Here is an 18,508-nt window from a genome sequence, read left to right as displayed (position 1 = left end):
ACGGACTAGTCAGAAGGTTATAGTCTGGCACATGCGTTTGCATTCGCTCAGTTTGCATCCGAACAGCTCAGGCAAGTTGCTAACCCACCTTGCCTCGATGTCGCTCCTGGTCGCGACACTTGCGGTCGAGACAGCGCTGCCCGCCTCCATGGCATACGACATCGGCTTTTTTGAGTTTGTTCCCACCATTATTGCCATCTCATATCTCGAAGATCGCCTGATTGCCCTTGCGGCAACGTTTGTGATGGTGACTGTCGGCTTGTTGGCGCGGGATGTCCTTCACAATCCAACCGACGTCGACGTTTGGATTAGGGCCATCCTGCTGCTGGTTGCAGGGGGGATGATCGCCCTGACTTTCCACCGGCAGAGGCAGGACTACCGCACCCTTTTGCGGGTTGCAGAGGCTAGACTCGTGGCCTTGGAGGCGACCGAAAACAGTTATCGCTGGGCATTTGAACGTGCCGCTATCGGCTTTGCCAATATGAGCGAGAACGGAGAGTTGCAACGATCCAACAAACGTCTTTGTGAGATGACAGGGTATGCCGAGGAGGAGCTTTCTAGTTTGCCAGTCAGGGCACTCGTCCATCCTGACGACAACCACACTTTGGCGGAAGCATTGACTCGCCTCAAAGACACGACTTCGTTCGGCTCGGAGATCCGTCTCCTGAGAAAGGACGGCACGGTTTTGTGGACAAGATTGGCGCTGTCTTTGGCCGTGCCAGCTGATGCTCTCCCTCAAAGCATCTTTGTAATGGTGGACGACATATCGGGAGAGCGAACCGCCCGCGAGGCACTCCGGGCTCAGAAGGAATGGTTGGACCTGGCGCTGTCGTCCAGCCGGTTGGGAACATGGCGCATAGACTTCGAGAGCGGATCCGTGAACGGCTCGGCCGCGTTCTGGGAAATGATGGGACTGGCACCCGCGCCGAGCCGTCCGCTGCAGGAACTGGCTGCGGTCGTTCATCCAGCCGACTTGCCTAATTTGACGGCCCCGGGAGAGCTTGCATCCGGCGCCAACTATGACGCGGAGATCCGCATCAGGCGAGCTGGCGGACATATCCGCTGGATTGCTCTTCGCGGACGGGACGAATTGCGCGATGGTCGTGCACAGCGAATAGGAGTCGCCGCGGATGTCACCGATCGGCGCATAACCATTCTGCTGCGGGCTGCGGCGAAGAAGCGAGAGCGGGCCATGCTTGAACAGCGCCACAGGCTCAACAATCTGTTTCCGGTGATCACGGCGCTTGTGAATATGGTTAGTGCCCCCGACAACGATATCGCCCGCTATAAGCAGACACTGATCCAAAAAATCGGCGCACTCCAGGCGACGCATCTGCTTCTTTCACGCGATGGCAACCTGTCGGCGTCCTTGCGCGACCTCATCGTTCAGGAATTGCAGCCCTACATGGGAACGCACAACATCTCGATCAGTGGGCCCGAAGTAAAAATCGCAGAGGGTTCGGCTGAGAGCTTCGCAATGATCGTTCACGAGCTTACGACCAATTCCGTGAAGCATGGGGCTCTCGGCACTCCGGCAGGCCGGATCGAGGTCATGTGGCAATTCACAGCCCAGGAGCCCGGCGCCGACATCGTGTTTGAATGGTCGGAATCGGGAGAGCGCCGGGTCTCCACCTCGGCTCGGCGCGGTTTTGGGTCGTTGATCATTGGAGCCGACGGTGAGCCTATCGTGGGTCACTCTTCCAAGCTTGAGATGCTGGCTCACGGACTGAAATATTCGGTCCGGCTGCCGCCAAAAGCAATCGGCGCTAGTTGACGTCTCTGGCGGCCCATGTCTTCAGCAGAACCGCGGCCTCTGTCCGATTTCGTGCCCCAAGTTCGCGCAGGACGGCGGCGGCATGAATCTTCGTCGTCGCTTCTGCAATTTCAAGAGAGCGGGCAATCTCTTTGTTCGAGTAACCTTCGGCCATCAACCTGAGGACTTCCTTCTGTCTGGACGTAAGCCTGCCCAGATTGTTGACGCTGGTGGTCCTGTGGGGCATTCGCGTGGGAGCCTCGGATGGAAGGCGTACCGGCTCCTTGGACCTTTGTGAAAGAAGTGCCGGAACGTAAATACGGCCGGCCAGGATTTCCTTCACCGCCAGGACCACCTCCTCGTCCGTTTGGGACTTTACGATATAGCCATGAAGTCCAATCGAGAGGGCAGTTAGAATCTCGGCGCGTGAATCGGTCCCTGAAACAATTGCAAACCGTGTGTCGGGATGAGCCGGTAAGACGTCGCGAAGATCGTCCTGGCCGGACAGTCCTGGCATGTTCAGGTCGATGACGGCGAGATCAACGGGCGCCTGATCTTCAAGCAGGCTTATGACGGTATCAAAACACGCCGCTTCGAATATTTCCAAGTCTGGAATGCCGGCCATCAATGCCAGTCGCAGCCCACGACGATACAAGCCGTGATCATCGGCGATGATAATACGATACATGAACCACCCACCTTTTGGCAGCCCGCATGTGTCCCTAGCTGCCGAACCCTCCCTTTGGATGGACTGTACGGTGACCCAACACAGATCAGCCGCCCGCTGATCCCCCGTATGTCGACGCTCGTCGCCGCCCATCCGCACATTTCAACCTGCTAATATAGCTTACAATCGCACACATTTCAGGGCCAGATAGCAAAGTGTTTTTTTCGTACGAACGGTAGCGATGCCCTTCCGAGAAGGTCGTTACCGGCGCCGGACATGCGCACAGCAGTTGCCAATCGAGCGGCTACAGCTCCCAGCTCTGATTGACCGCCCTGCCGCGCCCATGCCCTGCCGGCTGGAATATTGAAATCAAAACGCCGGGAAAGTGCCATTCAAATGCACGACGACGCCTTCTCGGGCGCCACTTACCATCGCTGCACCCGGAGAGGCGAAACCAACACTGGCGTACCTTCCGGCCGGTGGGCTGGACCCATCACACCGCGACAGTCGTATCAATAGGAGGACGAGATGAAAGCGGTCATTCAGTGCGGTGGAATGGGAACACGCCTTCGGCCTTTCACATCCATCTTGCCCAAGCCTCTCATGCCGATCGGTGCTCGACCGGTTCTTGAATTGCTTTTGAAGTGGCTGCGACGGAACGGCATTCAGGAAGTCTACGTCACGACCGGCTATCTGGGGCACTTGATCCGCACCGTATGCGGAGACGGATCACAGTGGAATCTAAGGATACGCTATACCCAGGAGCTGGAACCTCTCGGCACTATCGGCCCGCTCTCCCTGATCAGGGAGGAACTGGACGAGCCGTTCATTGTTCTCAATGGGGACGTACTTACCGATCTCAGTCTCAGCCGGTTTGTGGCATCACACCGGACTCACACGGATCCAGTCACCATAGCCACCGCTTCCCGCGTCATCAAGATGGACTTCGGCGTCATCGACGAGATCGACAATACTGTTAAAGTATTTCGTGAAAAACCGACTCTATCTCATCTGGTAAGCATGGGTATATATTGCATGAACCCAGATGTTTTCCGTTTTATACCTGACGGTATCGCCTTCGGATTCGACGACCTCATGCTGCAGATGATGCAAAACGGCACGAATGTGCACGTCTACAAACATGATGGGCTTTGGCTGGATATCGGACGCGTTGAAGATTTTCAAAACGCACAAACCATTGCCTGGGAAGAGCAGTCCGCATCGATCGAGGTCTCGGCAGCGGCCGCTTGAGGGCCGAACGCTCGGCCGCGCCAACATGAGGAGGTCGTAATGCTCTTGGTCAGCGCTCCTATTCTTGGCTTTCCGGAAAAGGCGGCCCTGGCCAAAGTTGTCGACAGTGGGTGGCTGACGATGGGGGACCAGGTACGAGCCTTTGAAGAGGCCTTCGCGGCCGTGCATGATGCGGTCGATTGCGTCGCCGTCAGCTCTTGCACCGCCGCCCTGCATCTCATTCTCCATGCACTTGGGATCGGCCCTGGAGACGAAGTGCTGGTTCCCTCGCTGACCTTCGTGGCGACCGCGAATGCAGTGCTCTACGTAGGAGCAACACCGGTATTCGTCGACATAGAGTCGGCCGAAGTGCCACTGATGTCTCTAAGCGACGCGGAAGCCAAGTGCACCGGACGCACCAAGGCAGTCATTCTCGTCCATTTTGCCGGCTACCTCGCCGACCGGGAAGAATGGCAGAGATTTGCCCGTGTGCGAGGACTGCATATCGTCGAGGATGCCGCGCATGCTCCCGGCCTTAAGGAGGTGGGGACTTACGGTGCGGCCGCGGCCTTTAGCTTCTACGGCAACAAGAACATGACCACCGCGGAAGGCGGGGCCGTTATCGCCCGGGATGCACAGCTCCGTGAAGCGATCCGCCAGGCTCGCGGACATGGGATGACCAGTGGCACACATCAGCGGCTGAACAGCCGCACGCCGCAATACGACGTGACGATGCTCGGTTTCAATTATCGCATGGACGAATTGCGCGCCGCTATCGGCTTGGTCCAACTTCAGAACCTGCAGGAATGGAATGAAATCCGGCGCATATTGGTCGTCCTCTATCGGCGTCTGATCGCAGATTATTGCTCGGCTGTGACAGTCCCGTTCGGCAAACCGCGGACCTCGGCCTACCACATCATGCCTGTCCTCCTGCCGCATGACGTCGACCGGCAAACGGTAATCGACCATCTGCGAACGAAGGGTATACAGACCACAATCCACTATACGCCCGTGCACCAGATGACGCTTTATCGCCAGATGTTCACTGAAATCCATCTGCCGAAGACCGAGGACTTCGCGCAGCGGGAATTGACGATTCCACTACACCCGCAAATTACGGCAAGTGCGATCGAGTCGGTGGTTGTTGCGTTGGCCACGGCGATTGAAGGCAGCGGGCGGGCGGGAGCCGCGGCATGAACGCACTCGACGTGACGATGCATCGGCCCGCCGTAGCTGGCACCAGCCACGGAATTGCCAGACGCGCTATGGACATCATCCTCGCCGCAGTAGCGGGAATGGTACTCGCTCCACTGATGCTCCTGATTGCCGTTGCACTCTTTGTCGAGGGCGGTTGGCCCGTGCTTTTCGCACAGACGCGCCTGGGTGCCGGCGCAAAACCGTTTCGCATGTACAAGTTCCGCAAATTCAAGACGACAGCCGATCCTTTCGGCCTTGCGCTGACCATGAACGATGACAGCCGCATGACGCGGGTAGGCCGTTTTCTCGCGGCAACGAAACTTGATGAGCTGCCCCAACTGTGGAACGTTTTCACGGGGGACATGGCAATTGTCGGGCCGCGGCCGGAAAGCCTTGCCTTCGCCGATTGTTTCCGCGGCGGCAATGAAGCTGTCCTACAGTGGAAGCCTGGCCTGCTCGGCCCAACCCAGGTTCTCTTCCGTCACGAAGCCTGTTTTTACCCGCCCTCCCTTGATCCGCTCCTGTTTTATCGAGAGGTCCTGTTCCCGGCCAAGGCAACGATCGACCTCGCCTACTATCCGCGGCGCACCATTGCATCGGACCTCGTCTGGATAATGCGGGGCTTCAGGGCGGTTTTCGGCGTGTCCCTGCCTCCCGCGGCAAGTGGGTAGAGTTGGCAAGTGAGGAGAGTTTGGCATGAATGGATTGTTGTTCGTTCGCCAGTTTGACGGCTCACATGATCGAAGGAGTGCACGGTCGTGAACTATCACGGCAGGAAGGTCCTGGTCACGGGTGCGGATGGATTTATCGGATCCCACCTCACGGAAGCGCTGGTGCGCGAAGGTGCCGATGTCACGGCACTGGCCCTCTACAACTCGTTCGACAGCCATGGCTGGCTGGATGATTTGCCCGACCACGTTCGAAGCCAGTTGCAGTGCATTCGGGGGGACGTTCGTGACAGCGCCTTCATCAACCGGATCGTGCGCGGCCAGGCGGTGGTGTTTCATCTGGCTGCGCTGATTGCGATTCCCTATTCCTATGCGGCTGCCCAATCCTATGTGGAAACCAATGTGCTGGGTACCGTGAATGTCCTCGAAGCGGCACGCCACTGGGAAACCGAGCGCATTGTGCATACGTCCACAAGCGAGGTTTATGGCACCGCTCTGACCATGCCGATCCACGAATCCCACCCGTTGCAGGGACAATCCCCCTACTCCGCATCCAAGATCGGCGCGGACATGATGGCGGCGTCCTATGCCAGGTCCTTCGATGTGCCGGTGGTGATCCTGCGACCGTTCAATACATACGGGCCGCGCCAGAGCGAGCGGGCCATCGTGCCGACCATCATAAGGCAGGCTCTGGACGAGAACTGTTCGGCGATCATGGTCGGCGACACCAGCCCTATCCGCGACCTTACCTTTGTGGAAGACACTGCGGCGGCATTTGTGGCGGCAGGGGCGGCCAAGCTTGAATTTGGCCATGCCTACAATGCCGGCAGCCAGCGCGCCGCCAGTGTCTCGGACGTTTTGGAGTTGGTGCTCGAGTTGAGTGGCACCAGGAAACCGGTCCGCCGCGATGAAAGCCGGGTGCGGCCGCAGAACTCCGAGGTTCGTGCGTTGCTCGCCGATTCCTCAAACCTTGAAAGTAAAGTCGGATGGCGGGCACATACGAGCCTGCGTGATGGTCTGGAAAGGACCATCGAGTGGTGGCGCTCGCGCCTCAGCGAAGGCCGCGTCCGTCGTGAAATGAGCTATATGACATGACCTTTCCGCGGCTCATACCGGCTGTGCTGCTGATGGCCGCTCTGCTGGCGCTGCACACAGCCGGAAACCGGCCGAGCGGTGCGGCAGGCACGGAGCCGTCAATGGATCTGCCCGCTTACCTGAAACCTGTCACTGATCCGGCGACAGGGATCAGCTTTACTCGGATTACCCAGCCCGGAGCTCTTGGCAGCGGAATTGTCTGCGGCAAGATATATTGCAGTCACCGATACTCGAGCGCGCAAGCGTGGAATGCGGATCAGAGCCTCCTCGTCCTCATGAACGGCTGCAACGGCATGTGTTTCCTCGACGGGAAAACCTACCTCCCTTTGTTTCACCGCAACAAGTCGGGTGAGTGCGAATGGCGCCCTCGAAAGGCGGAGATGATGATCTGTGTCGACGGTCAAAAGATCTCGACTTGGGCTCCCCGCACCAATCGTGAGGACATAGTGTATGCCGCAACGAAATATCGGGATCTCGAATTCGGCCCGTCCAAGGGAAATCCTAGTCGTGACGGCAACCGCATTGCCGTACGCGCGACCCGCGATGATGGAGCTGCCGTCGTCTTCGCATACGACATCGACCGGCGTCTGAAATACCCGGACATCGATCTCGCCCAGGTTGCCGGAACGACCAGTTCCTGCACCATTTCTCCGCTTGGAGAAAACATCCTGTGTTTCCAAAACCTGGTCGACGGCACCGAGCAGCGAGCCATTTTCGCAGTCGACGGCACCCTGCGCCAGAGGTGGAAGGACCATCATCGGCCCGGCCATGGCGATTTGACTCTCGATGCGGATGGTAGCGAGATTTACGTCGGAACCAGCAAATCCGCTCCGGACGAATATCAGGTGATCAAGCGTCGGCTGTCCGATGGAAAGGTCACGTCGCTCACGAAGTACGGTGAGGCCGAGCATACGTCGCTGCGTGCTTTGGACAGGCCCGAATGGGCATTTATAAGTTACGGGGGCAATCCCGATGAGGTTCGGAGCCATCCAAACTGGGCGCCATACACGCGCGAAGTGATCGCGCTGCGTGTTGACGGTCGTCAGGAGGTCCGACGCATCGTGCAGACGCGAAACGCTCCATTTGACTATTGGAGCGAGACACATGCCTCACCGTCCCCTGATGGGTCGCAAGTGATCTGGTCGAGCAATTGGGGGGTGCCTGGTGGGCCGGTCTACGAATTCGTCGCCCGTCTCGATTGGCCGCAGCAGCCGAGCTTGAATTAAAGGGAGATTGCCATCAATGGCCTTCGTTAGCCGAATTTTCTTTGCAGCGCTTGCCGGCTGCCTGGCCCTGGATATCGCAGCCGCGGCTGAAGCGCCGGTGGCCTACAAGCTTTCCCCCGGCGACACGGTAGAGATAGGAATTGCCTCCATAGCGGAACGAACGCAACGCGCGATTGTCCAGATGGATGGCTCGATCGCGCTGCCCGAGTTCGGGATGATCCCAGTTGGCGGGTTGACGCCGGCTGAATTGCAGACGCGCATGGAAGCGGTGCTGCCAACCAAGATCGTCCACCAGCGTCTGCCTGATGGACGGGAGCAAATGATCGTCATCAAGCCGAGCGACGTCACGGCCGTGATCGCGGAGTACCGGCCGATCTACGTGACTGGCGATGTGCTGACGCCAGGGCAGCAGGCTTACCGGCCACTCATGACAGTCCGGCAGGCGATTGCGGTCGCCGGCGGTTTCAGCCTTCTGCGGTCGCGGGCAAGCCAAAGCGGACCTGATCCCGTTGATCTGCGACGCGACTACGAGTCGATCTGGGGGGATTATATCAGGGACTACTTTCATGGCGCCCGTATCCGCGCCGAACTTCAGAACCAGGCAGAATTTGACATGCAGCCGCCGCAAGGTTCGCCCCTGTCGAATGCATTGATATCGGCGGTCGCGCAGGCGGAAGCGGAGGGTCTCAGAATTTCGCTGAACAATTTTCAACAGGAGCAAAGCTATCTCGACAAGACCGCCAAGGATGCCGAGGCTGAGGTCGAGGTTCTGCTCAAGCGCGAGCAGACGGAAGCGGCCGCGGTGAAACAGGATGAGGACGATCTGGCGCGGGTCACCAAATCGTTCGAATCGGGCAACCTGACCAACAGCAGGCTCGCCGACGTCAGACGTGCCGTGCTGATGTCGTCGAGCCGGGCGCTCGAGACGTCGGTCGAACTCATGAGAACGCGACGCCAGCAGGAAGACTTCGTCAGGCAGCAGGAACGCAATGAAAATCAACGAAGGATCGGCCTTCTGAACGAGTTGAGGGACACCGACCTTCGCCTCGCCGAGACCACTGCAAGGCTCCACGCAGCCAGCCAGAAGCTTCAGCCATCAGGGGCGTCCGCTCTTCCACTGCCGGTCGCCGGCGAAACCTTCCAGGCGCGGATCACAATAACCGGCGGGGCCGGCGACGCGTCGAGAAGTCGACCGGTCGACCAGGACACTGAGGTCGCGCCTGGAGACACGATCGAGGTGAGGTTCAGCAGCGACCTGCAGAGTGCGGCGATCCAGTAGCTACGCGGACGTGAACCTAGCCGGGAACGATGAGGCTGATGCCTCGCCTCACAGCATGAAGACATGGGCGACCTGAGAAATCGAGCATGGGAAAATCAAGAAAGCGGGTTTGTCGTGATTGGTGAAATAGATGTCGCCAGCGCCTACAGCACCGGCCGCACCGACTTCATGGGACTGAAGTTGGTTGTCGCGCCCGGCGTGCTCGTCCCTCGCCCGGAGACGGAATTGCTCGGCTGCACCGCCCTCAATGTGCTGCGTGAACTTAATCGGCCGGTCCCGCGTGTCGTCGACATGTGCTGCGGGGCAGGCAATCTCGCCTGCGCCATTGGATACAAGGTCCCCACCGCGCGCGTCTGGGCGAGCGATCTCACTGACAGCTGTGTAGAAACCACGTGCCGGAACGTCGCCCATCTTGGCCTGGCCGGACGCATTTCGGTGCTGCAGGGCGACCTGTTCAATTCCTTCTCGGGTCTGGAGCTCGAAGGCACGATCGATCTGGTCGTTTGCAACCCGCCTTACATCTCCGAGAAGCGGCTCGAAAACGACCGCGCGCATTTGATGGAACTTGAACCACGTGAGGCGTTCGCTGCCGGGCCCTACGGCCTGAGCATTCACATGCGGGTGATCAAGGAGGCGCGGCGCTATCTGCGGCAAGGTGGTATGCTGCTTTTCGAGGTCGGGCTTGGCCAGGACCGGCAGGTCATGAGTTTGGTTGAACGTTCCAAAGGCTACGAGAGCATTCGCACGGTTGCGAACAATGCTGGTGAAGCCAGGGTGGTTTGTGCACGAGCCAGAACGCCAGCGTGAGCCGCGCCATGGGTTTGCGCGCTCGGTTGGGAAGACGCCCTTATTACCATCGCCCGGCGATCAGTTTTCCTTGCTCACCACGTAACGTGCAATTCCCTGGATGGAATCGAAATTCTCAGGCAGAAGTTCACTGTCCTCGACAGTGATGCCGAATGTCTCCTCGACGAAGCCGATAACTTCAAGCACTCCAGTCGAGTCTATGATGCCCTGGTCGAGCAACGACGTTTCAACCTCCAGGGCACGCGGGTCGGCCACGTAGAAATTTGACGCCAGAAAGGCGCGTATCTGATCGCTGTAGGTGTCAATTCTGTTGTTCGTGCTCAGCATTGAATTGGCCTCCGATCCAAATGATTTCCAGGTATCGCTTTATGACAGCGCTATTTTCTTGAGCTTGCCCGTGTCCGTCATCGGTAGACTGGACACAATTTGGATGGACTTCGGAATCATGAAGTTTTCCAACCGCTTCTGACATTCCATCCGCAGCTGCTTTTCGCCTATGATCGTTCCTTGCTCCATGACGACAAACGCTTTCACTGCTTGCCCCAGCAGGTCGTCGGGAACTCCGACAACCGCGGCTTCCCGTACTCCCGGGATTTCCATCAGCACGTTTTCGACTTCCCTAGGCGCCACCTTTTCTCCCCGCGATTTTATGATCTCATCGCTGCGGCCGACAAAATAGAGGTACCCTTCCTCGTCCATTCGGCAGTAGTCGCCGGTGTACAGAACCTGCTCGCCGGGCAAAGGGCCAGGCTTGAGCTTCCTCGCGGTAGCCTCCGGCTTACCCCAGTAGCCCTTCATGACCGTTGCTCCGCGGATGACCAACTGGCCGACGACATTGGGACCGACCTTTCGGTCATCCTCATCGACAATCCACATTTCGGTGTTCGGGATGGCGATCCCCACGCTCAACGGTTTTCGCGCAAGATCTTCCGGCGGAAGATAGGTGCAGCGTTTGCATTCGGTCAGGCCGTACATCGAATAGATCCGGGCATCGGCAAACAGTTCCTGGAGCAGGCGAATGTGCTTGAGCGGCAGTGCCGCAGCAGTGTTCGTGACATACCTTATGCTTGCAAAATCATTTGCCTTCAGCGTCTTGAGATCCGACAGCGCGGCAAAGATGGTCGGCACGCCGGGAAAGCCTGTAACTCTCTCCCTTTCGATGATCGCAAGTATCTGTGCGGGGAAGGCAAACGAGCGCTCGAGGACCAACCGCGCCCCGGTACGGAATGCCATTATCATCTGATAGAGGCCGTAATCGAAGGCCAGGGGCAAGACATTGAGGATCACGTCGTCTTCGCCAAGCTCGAGGTACGAGGCGATAGACGCGCAGGCTGCCATCATGTTCCTGTGTGTCAGCATCACGCCTTTGGGTTCGCCGGTCGAGCCCGACGTGTAGATGATGGCTGCGAGATCGATATCGATGCGGCGGCGGGCCGGCGCTTTGCCGTGGCCGGCAGCCGCCTCATCCCAGCGCACGGCATGCGGCAATCCCCGGAGCTCGGCGTCGTCCACCTGACCGGAGACGATGAGCCGCCGCAGCGACGGACAGTTACGCGCCGGCTCAGTAAAGATCGGCTGCAAATGTTTGTCGGTGATCAATGCCGCCGGCAGGCAATCGTTGAGCAAATACCCCAGCTTGTCGCTCTTGGTGAGCGGATTGACGACGCACACAACGGCGCTCGCCTTGAGAACCGCCCAGAAGCTGACCACGGTCTCGACGGTGTTGTCGGCGAAGATCATGACGCGGTCACCGGGGGCGACCCCGGACGTGACGAGATGATGGGCGACCGCGTTGGAACGTGTCTCAAGCTCATCATAGGCGAGCCGGTGCCCGCCGCACACCAGCGCCACCTTGTCGCCGAGCCGGCCGGCCGAATGGCTGAGGTAGTCGTGCAGCAGAGGGACGGCGCCATGCATCATACCAGCACCTCTTGCCTGTGCAGGTGATCGACATCTATCCTGAGGTCGACCGCACACCCGCTCGAAGGGCGGCTTGCGACAAACTGCTGATGGAGGAGCTGCGTCGACAGCACGCCGACCAACGCCATGTTGTCCGAGTTGGACAGATCCCCATCGCCGGTCTTGGCAGCGCATTTGTCCAGCAGGCGCGCGACCGAGTTCGGATCAAAGACATTCGCCGCGCGCAGGGCAGTCTCCGAGAGTGCTTCGCGGACATAGGCGGGTGCGCTATCGCCGATGAAGCAAAGTGCGTTGGGCGCCCGGTAGGGTTGCTTCTTGCGGGCCACGACTTCCGCGGGCACGATCGATTTCGCCACACGCTTCAGCACGTGTTTCTCATCCAGAATGCGCAGCTTGTAGTCGGCCGGTAGCGAATTCGCCAAGGCCACCAGCCTGTCGTCCAGGAACGGGAACCGCCCTTCGACGGAATGGGCCATCAGCATCCTGTCTCCCTGCGAGGAGAGCAGGTAGCCCGACATCAGCGTCCTGATCTCAAGATACTGGTCCTGCGCGAGAGGACCCCATCGTTGAAACTCTTCGGGCAGGCGGCAGAGCAGGTCCGCCACCACGTCGTGACGCGCCGTTTCGGCGTGCATGTCGGCCGAGAACAGCCGTTTGATGGCGCTGGTGGTGCGCCAGCGGGTATCATGCGCGAAGCCGGGCGCGCCAAATGCATGGATACCATGTCCAAAGAACTGGCGCGCCATCGCCTGCTGCTTGACCGGCGAGCGGCTCAGATAAGGGTAGAGGCGTTCCAGCAGTCGCGCGCGTCGGGCAGAGGCGGGCTGCCGCCCCCAGAAGCGGCGGACCTTGCCTTCCCGGAACAGGTCGTAGCCGGCGAACATCTCGTCGGCCCCTTCGCCGGTCAGCACGACCTTGATGCCATGTTCGCGCACCAGCCTCGAGAGAAGGAACAACGGCGCCGGCGCCGTCCTGAGAATCGGACGCTCGGCGTGACGGATCACATCTGGGAAGATGTCGGCGATGTCACTGCGCGAAACCATCACCTCGTGGTGCTCGCCGCCGCTCGCACTTGCAACCAGCCGCTGGTAACGGGTTTCATCATATTCGGCGTCAGCAAAACGCAACGAGAAAGTCTGGAACGGCGCGCCGGCGAAGCGCCTCCCGAGCATGGCGACAAGTGAGCTGTCGAGCCCGCCGGAAAGGTAGCAGCCGACCGGCACATCCGCCTTCACCATCCTAAGCGCCGTCGCGGCCTGCAAGGCGCCGCGCACTTCGTCCACCGCATCCTCCAGCGAGCCCCTGAAGGTGCCATGGGACAGGTCCTCGCTCTCGGGATAGCAAGGTTTCCAGAAAGCCTGCTCACGAACGCTGCCATTGTCGTAGATGCGGACATGGCCGGGGGTAAGTTCCTGTACTCCCTGAAATACGCCTTGCGGCGGTACGACGGTCCACAGCGTGAAAGTCTGGTCGACCCCCGCCGGATCGAAGGCCCGCGGTATCGCCGGGTCGGCTGCGAAGATGGCCTTAACTTCGCTGGCGAAATGCAGGCGGCCAGCGTGTTCGCACAAATGCAGCGGGCAGATGCCGAACCGGTCGCGCGACAGGACGAGGCGGCCTGTCAGCGAGTCCCAGATGGCGAGTGCCCACTGCCCGTTCAGCCGCTCGAACGCGCCCACGCCCCAGGCGCGGTAGGCATGCACGACGACCTCCGTATCGCTGCGGGTGCGGAAACGATGTCCCAGGGCTATGAGTTGGTCACGCAACTCGACGTAGTTGAAGATCTCGCCGTTGAACACGATCCAGGTGGTATTGCCTGTGTCGGCGAGAGGCTGCTGTCCGGTCGAGAGATCGATGACCGACAGGCGGGTATGCGCCAGCCCCGCTCGCTTGTCGCGGTAAAGGCCGCTTTCGTCCGGACCTCGATGGGAGAGCGCGGCTGCCATTCTCAGAAGCGCGGCTCGTGACGGAGGCTCCGCAGCCGCTTTCAGCGCCACAATTCCGGCGATGCCGCACATGGGTCAATCCCTGTCCATCGCAGCGGACAGCTGCGGCCGTGCGTGAAGGTAGCGTGCGGCGCGGCGTTTGCTGACGATATCCTTATAGACCTTCTCGACCTGCTCGGCCGTGAGGCCGGCGGCGGCGGCGACCGCGCCGGCCGAAATTCCGTGATTCATGCCGTAGAGGCACAAATCCATTAACTGATAGGGCAAGGCGAAGTAGAACTCCTCCTGGGTTTGCGCCATGGAAAACGTGTCCGTGGTCGGCGGCCTTGTTCGGACCTCCGTGTCAATCCCGAGATATTCCGCCAGCTGGTAAACCTGGGTCTTGTAGAGATGGACGATAGGCATCACATCGGCGACGCCGTCGCCCTGCTTGACGAAGAAGCCCTGGTCGTATTCGAGCCGGTTTGGCGTGCCTGCCACTGCATAGTTGAGGCGGTCCGCATGATAATATTCGGTCATCTTGCGAACCCGCTGCTTGTAGTTGGTAGCAGCGACGATCTGCAGGTAAGCCGCCGGCGACAGACGCACGGTGTCGATCTTTCCGTCCGGATCCTCGACCGTAAGGCGCGTGATATTGAGGCCGCTGCTCTCCAGCACCGATGCCATGACCAGCTTGCATTTCCAGCCTTCGCCATATCCAGGGACGGCAGTTCGGATGGCCTCGATCTGTCGGGCGTAGGCGCCAATGCCTTCGAGCGCCGGCTCGATATCTTCAAGGATGGTGTCGATGCCAAGCTGCCCAGCGACGCTGCGGCCAAGCCTCAACGAGTCGCCTGACGAATCGCGCTCCGGCATGAACAGGCCCAGTACCTTGTACTTTCCGAACGCCCGTGCGCACACCGTTGCGACGACCGAACTGTCGATGCCTCCGGAGAGCCCGACGACCACTCCGCGACGCCGTTGTGTGCCGAGAACCTGTTCGCGCAAAGTCTCGACGATGCGATCGATCTCCAGCCGGGCATCGAGCGCCAGCACATCGCTGCTGAATTCGCCGATCAGGTCGATGACACTGCCTCCTGTTTGCGTGACTCGATTGAAGAGTAGGTCTCGGTCACAGCGTTTTCGATGAGTGGGCGATTGACGGTCAGATGAGGCTCCACGACCATGTCGATGTGGGTGCCGGCGATCGGAATGACGTCCAGATGGACGAATGCCCGATCCCACCCGAGTGCAAGGGGCATTCCGGGCCGCGCGCAACGGAACAAGGTGCCGGTGATCGGCAGTATCGGCCTAGGTTCTGTCAGCCATTGGAAGAAGGCCCGCGCCCGCAGAACCTCCTGCAGTTCCAGTTTGGTTCTGAAGCTCGTCGGATTGAACTGACCCTCGGCATAGCGGTCGAGGAAGCCGGCAAGCCGGGATTCGCAGTGCATTTTGACCGCGACCTTGGCAAGCGCGCGACACGCCACCCGACTAGCCGATATACGATTGGTTCGGATCCGGTGAAATGTCCGGGTAATGGTCTCCCAACGCTTGCTGCGCTCGCCAACCAGGCTGGTATCCAGAATGCCCGTGAACGCTACCGCTCGCCCTTGATCAAGCAGACGCGCGGCAACCTCAAAAGCGACCGCTCCTCCGAGCGAGTGGCCAAGCAGGCGAACACAGCCGGTCGGCTGCACGCGGTTGATATGATCAATTGCAGCTTCGACCATTGCGGCGACAGTGTTCTGACCTTGCAGGATCATGCCCAGGGCCGGATATCTGATGGGAGACACCCTGGCGACCTTGCTTATTGCTGATGCGAACGAAGCAAGGCTCGGACCATAGCCGACCGACCCGGGGAAAAGGAAAAGCAGCGGAGGCTCGTGTTTCCAGGCGGGCGCGTGCTCTCCGCCTCCTTGAGCGGAAATGACCGCTGCAACCATCTCATCGAAGCTCATTCCAACCGTGAAGGCTTCCAATCCGAGCTCTTGCCCGATCGCGCTTTCGATTTCCATCACGCAATGCAGCAGCTTCAGCGAATCTCCCCCCGCTCCATCCCAGCACCCCAGTGCGACCCGCGTTTTAAGGACCTTGGTCCAGGCACGCCGTACGATCTGATGAGCAGGAACTTCATTTCCCGCATGGGCGATTTGCGGTGGGGGCGTTGTTTCCCGCACCGAAAGGTCGATTGCAGCCAGCATTGCCATATCGATCTTTCCGCTGGCCAGCCGCGGTATCTCGGCGCTTGCATGGAGCCGCAGCGGGCAAAGCGCCGGCGGCAATTTTGTCCTGGCAAATTGGCGCAGCTCGTCGCAAAAACTGACTCCCGCCCTGCCGTGCGGTACGGCGAACGCAACCAGTTCATTCGCCGGGGTGACGATAACCACGGCATCCTTCACCGACGGCGCGCCACGCAGAACCCGTTCGAGTTCGGCCGGCTCAACGCGCCGCCCATTGACCTTTATCTGGCGCCCTTTGCGACCGATGATCCGCAACAGGCCATCACTCCCAATTTGCACAAGATCGCCCGTTGCAAAGATACGAAGCGTCTGGTCGGCGGGATCTATTTCAAACGGAACAACTGCCCCGTTTTCCCAATATCCGAGTGCGACATACGGGCTTCTGATCAACAGTTCTCCGATCTTGCCGGGCTGAACCGGGTAACCCTCTTCATCGACAATTGCGAAGCTGATTCCCGGAAGCAGCCAACCGACGGGAGCTGAGGAATCGAATTCCGGCCAATCGTGCGGCAAGAACCACTGCGATCCAGTCGTTTCCGTCGATGAATAGCCGATCTGCACCAGGCAAGTTGGCGGGACAGCCTTGCGCACCAGGCGGATGTCGGCCGAGGACACCTTCTCGCCTCCAATTCGGGCAACCCTGAGTGAACCAAAGGCGTCCGCGGGCTCATCCGCCAGGAGAGCGCGAAGCAATGCCGGCACCAGATACGTGATCGTCACGCCTTCCGATTGCATGCGGCCGCGAACCGAGCGCAGGCCGACGGCTTCGACCTCCACAAGCTGCAACGTAGCACCCGTAAGAAGAGCAGCAAGGATTTCCCGGCAACCGGCGATGGTTGCCGGGCCGGTCAGGGGCAGGAAAACATCCTGCGCATTGATGTGGCAGGCGTCGACATATTGCTGCACTCGGCACAGCAAGCTCCGCTGGCTGTTGACAATCCCCTTGGGGCGGCCCGTGCTGCCGGAGGTATAAAGCACCATTGCCGGTGCATCGACAGAAACGGTACGGTGTTCAGCTGGACGAAGCGTTGCCTGCAACGATTGCGCTATCTCGATCCGGGCAACGTGCTGGGGCAGATCAAGGCCATGGATGCCTTTGTCGCCAATTATGGCGGAGAGCCTCGCGTCGGCGACGATTTCGTTGATGCGCGAGTCCGGATCTCGCACGTTAAGCGGTACTGACGGTCGACCGGATGCCATGCTGGCCAGCATCGCAACTGTGTACCAGACCGAGTTGGCCTGAAGTATTCCAACCGCATTTCCGTCGGGAACGACGGCTTCAATCCGGCTGGCCAAGGCCTCGACCGCCCGAAAAAGCTCGGAATAGGTCAGTCGGTTGGTGCCGTCGCTGGCGGCTAATTTTTCGGAATAATGCCCGGCGATTTCCCTCAGGTGATCAAAGACCGGAATGTCGACGAAGCCAGTTCCCATCCGTTGATGCAGACGTAGAACGGGCCCGCCCTCGTCAAGAGCATGATCGGGAACTTTTGACCATCGACAAGAGACCACCGGTTGGTAGTCAGTCTGCACCGTTCGAATCGCCCTCGAAGATTCTAAATGCGCCAGAGACATAAGGGCCCCACGCTAGGATTGTTGCCGCTTATCGCCCCGCGGCATGATCTTTTCATCAATCATTCGGATGATGCGCCAGGCGGTCTTGATCGCTTGAATCGTTCGAAGTTGAGCATGCAAGCCTGCGCCCGCCCGGGCTGTGGGACTACCTTACCGAGGTGTCGGGCTGTGCGCTGCTGTCCGCTTCGCCGGCGCCTGAAACGAAGCAATATGCGAATACTTCTCCTCCAAGCTCATCCGTGACACGAACCCAGTTGTTTTCCCATGTCCGCAGGGTAACCTGGCGTCCTGTTGATATAGTCGCCGCCGTGAACGGGCTGGACGCATTGACATTACTCGCCGCAACTACGTCGTCCCCTTCCATTTGCTCTACCAGGTATGTTTGCATCACTGCTCCTGACTGCAGGGCATGGCCGGCTCAATTACGTGTAGCTGGAGGCATGAACTCCCAACCGCAAGGAACGGATTTCGTTCCATGCAACAGGCAGCACTACCGCCGGCAGTCAGCGTTCAGACTGCCCTGGCAGGACCATGGCCTAGCCGCTGAATGACTTGGCCAGGACTGAGCTATGCTTTGGCGGAGATGGACCCTCGCGTTGCGAAGCCGCATACTTCTGGAATAGTGCAATCTTGTCGGGATAAGTGATCCGGATTTCGCTGTGACACCCCTCGCAGCGATATTTGGATGCAACCTGAAACCAGCGCCCGGGTTTCAGCAAAGCCAATCCGCAACGCGGGCATTTGAATGTCATTTCAAGAGGGCATAGATTCTGACACAGCGGCATTTCGCAGATTCCATAAGAGATATCTAATGTTAGGCAACGGCAGCCGGCCGGAATCGTTCCTAGAGCGTTTCATATTTTGACGGAAGCGTAGCCTGCGTTTTCGAAGTAGTTCTTGCATTCGGCTGCCTCGATGGTTTCGACGAG

Annotated in this window: 14 protein-coding genes; 8 read left to right on the top strand and 6 right to left on the bottom strand. The window is 59.4% G+C overall.

What is annotated here, in order from left to right; translation table 11 throughout:
• The first annotated feature begins 31 nt into the window (after window positions 1-31).
• Window positions 32-1,774, top strand: coding sequence for a PAS domain-containing protein (locus NKH06_RS30885; protein ID WP_023808948.1), 1,743 nt, complete (start codon window positions 32-34; stop codon window positions 1,772-1,774).
• Here the strand turns inward: NKH06_RS30885 and NKH06_RS30880 are convergent.
• The gene (locus NKH06_RS30880; protein WP_023808949.1) at window positions 1,767-2,441 is read right to left on the bottom strand and encodes a LuxR C-terminal-related transcriptional regulator; all 675 of its coding nucleotides are present in this window, start codon (window positions 2,439-2,441) and stop codon (window positions 1,767-1,769) included. The genes NKH06_RS30885 and NKH06_RS30880 overlap by 8 nt on opposite strands.
• A 507-nt stretch (window positions 2,442-2,948) precedes the next feature.
• Here NKH06_RS30880 and NKH06_RS30875 point away from each other — a divergent pair.
• The 7 genes from NKH06_RS30875 (at window position 2,949) to NKH06_RS30845 (ending at window position 9,922) form a co-directional block, all read left to right on the top strand.
• The gene (locus tag NKH06_RS30875; protein ID WP_023808950.1) at window positions 2,949-3,671 is read left to right on the top strand and encodes a nucleotidyltransferase family protein; all 723 of its coding nucleotides are present in this window, start codon (window positions 2,949-2,951) and stop codon (window positions 3,669-3,671) included.
• Window positions 3,672-3,710: 39 nt separating this feature from the next.
• Window positions 3,711-4,847: a DegT/DnrJ/EryC1/StrS family aminotransferase gene (locus NKH06_RS30870; RefSeq protein WP_023808951.1), complete on the top strand. Its 1,137-nt coding sequence runs from the start codon at window positions 3,711-3,713 to the stop codon at window positions 4,845-4,847.
• Window positions 4,844-5,518: a sugar transferase gene (locus NKH06_RS30865; protein WP_023808952.1), complete on the top strand. Its 675-nt coding sequence runs from the start codon at window positions 4,844-4,846 to the stop codon at window positions 5,516-5,518. The genes NKH06_RS30870 and NKH06_RS30865 overlap by 4 nt, the downstream gene beginning before the upstream one ends.
• Window positions 5,519-5,605: 87 nt before the next feature.
• Window positions 5,606-6,610, top strand: coding sequence for an SDR family NAD(P)-dependent oxidoreductase (locus tag NKH06_RS30860; RefSeq protein ID WP_023808953.1), 1,005 nt, complete (start codon window positions 5,606-5,608; stop codon window positions 6,608-6,610).
• Window positions 6,607-7,836, top strand: a complete 1,230-nt coding sequence (locus NKH06_RS30855; RefSeq protein WP_031212341.1) for a hypothetical protein — start codon at window positions 6,607-6,609, stop codon at window positions 7,834-7,836. The genes NKH06_RS30860 and NKH06_RS30855 overlap by 4 nt, the downstream gene beginning before the upstream one ends.
• A 16-nt stretch (window positions 7,837-7,852) precedes the next feature.
• Window positions 7,853-9,115, top strand: a complete 1,263-nt coding sequence (locus NKH06_RS30850) for a polysaccharide biosynthesis/export family protein (RefSeq protein ID WP_023808954.1) — start codon at window positions 7,853-7,855, stop codon at window positions 9,113-9,115.
• Between the two features lie 63 nt (window positions 9,116-9,178).
• On the top strand, window positions 9,179-9,922 hold the full coding sequence (locus NKH06_RS30845; protein WP_050592622.1) for a N5-glutamine methyltransferase family protein: 744 nt from the start codon (window positions 9,179-9,181) through the stop codon (window positions 9,920-9,922).
• A gap of 60 nt (window positions 9,923-9,982) precedes the next feature.
• On the opposite strand, the gene NKH06_RS30840 is transcribed toward NKH06_RS30845, so the two are convergent.
• The 5 genes from NKH06_RS30840 to NKH06_RS30820 are packed head-to-tail and all read right to left on the bottom strand — an operon-like array spanning window position 9,983 to window position 17,579.
• Window positions 9,983-10,249, bottom strand: a complete 267-nt coding sequence (locus tag NKH06_RS30840) for an acyl carrier protein (protein WP_013533122.1) — start codon at window positions 10,247-10,249, stop codon at window positions 9,983-9,985.
• A 39-nt stretch (window positions 10,250-10,288) separates the two neighbouring features.
• Entirely contained in the window at window positions 10,289-11,842 is a 1,554-nt protein-coding gene (locus NKH06_RS30835; RefSeq protein ID WP_031212342.1) for a class I adenylate-forming enzyme family protein, read from the bottom strand.
• A complete protein-coding gene (gene asnB, locus NKH06_RS30830; RefSeq protein WP_023808957.1) occupies window positions 11,839-13,860 on the bottom strand; it encodes an asparagine synthase (glutamine-hydrolyzing) in 2,022 nt (673 codons plus the stop codon). The genes NKH06_RS30835 and asnB overlap by 4 nt, the downstream gene beginning before the upstream one ends.
• A gap of 3 nt (window positions 13,861-13,863) precedes the next feature.
• Window positions 13,864-14,847, bottom strand: a complete 984-nt coding sequence (gene nadE, locus NKH06_RS30825; RefSeq protein WP_032908690.1) for an NAD(+) synthase — start codon at window positions 14,845-14,847, stop codon at window positions 13,864-13,866.
• Entirely contained in the window at window positions 14,844-17,579 is a 2,736-nt protein-coding gene (locus NKH06_RS30820; RefSeq protein ID WP_502914518.1) for an AMP-binding protein, read from the bottom strand. Before NKH06_RS30820 ends, nadE begins: the two co-directional genes overlap by 4 nt.
• Window positions 17,580-18,508 lie beyond the last annotated feature (929 nt).

This window comes from Mesorhizobium sp. M1342 (assembly GCF_040317955.1).
GTDB lineage: Bacteria > Pseudomonadota > Alphaproteobacteria > Rhizobiales > Rhizobiaceae > Mesorhizobium.
The sequence above is the reverse complement of the archived record's forward strand: the minus strand, read 5'-3'. Positions and strand labels throughout refer to the sequence as shown.

Bases quoted from the DNA above. Each gene is read 5' to 3' on its own strand.
- NKH06_RS30835 (WP_031212342.1), bottom strand. From the start codon at position 11,842: ATGATGCATGGCGCCGTCCCTCTGCTGCACGACTACCTCAGCCATTCG.
- NKH06_RS30880 (WP_023808949.1), bottom strand. From the start codon at position 2,441: ATGTATCGTATTATCATCGCCGATGATCACGGCTTGTATCGTCGTGGG.
- NKH06_RS30885 (WP_023808948.1), top strand. From the start codon at position 32: ATGCGTTTGCATTCGCTCAGTTTGCATCCGAACAGCTCAGGCAAGTTG.
- NKH06_RS30875 (WP_023808950.1), top strand. From the start codon at position 2,949: ATGAAAGCGGTCATTCAGTGCGGTGGAATGGGAACACGCCTTCGGCCT.
- NKH06_RS30855 (WP_031212341.1), top strand. From the start codon at position 6,607: ATGACCTTTCCGCGGCTCATACCGGCTGTGCTGCTGATGGCCGCTCTG.
- NKH06_RS30840 (WP_013533122.1), bottom strand. From the start codon at position 10,249: ATGCTGAGCACGAACAACAGAATTGACACCTACAGCGATCAGATACGC.
- NKH06_RS30820 (WP_502914518.1), bottom strand. From the start codon at position 17,579: ATGTCTCTGGCGCATTTAGAATCTTCGAGGGCGATTCGAACGGTGCAG.
- asnB (WP_023808957.1), bottom strand. From the start codon at position 13,860: ATGTGCGGCATCGCCGGAATTGTGGCGCTGAAAGCGGCTGCGGAGCCT.
- NKH06_RS30850 (WP_023808954.1), top strand. From the start codon at position 7,853: ATGGCCTTCGTTAGCCGAATTTTCTTTGCAGCGCTTGCCGGCTGCCTG.
- NKH06_RS30870 (WP_023808951.1), top strand. From the start codon at position 3,711: ATGCTCTTGGTCAGCGCTCCTATTCTTGGCTTTCCGGAAAAGGCGGCC.
- NKH06_RS30845 (WP_050592622.1), top strand. From the start codon at position 9,179: ATGGGCGACCTGAGAAATCGAGCATGGGAAAATCAAGAAAGCGGGTTT.
- NKH06_RS30865 (WP_023808952.1), top strand. From the start codon at position 4,844: ATGAACGCACTCGACGTGACGATGCATCGGCCCGCCGTAGCTGGCACC.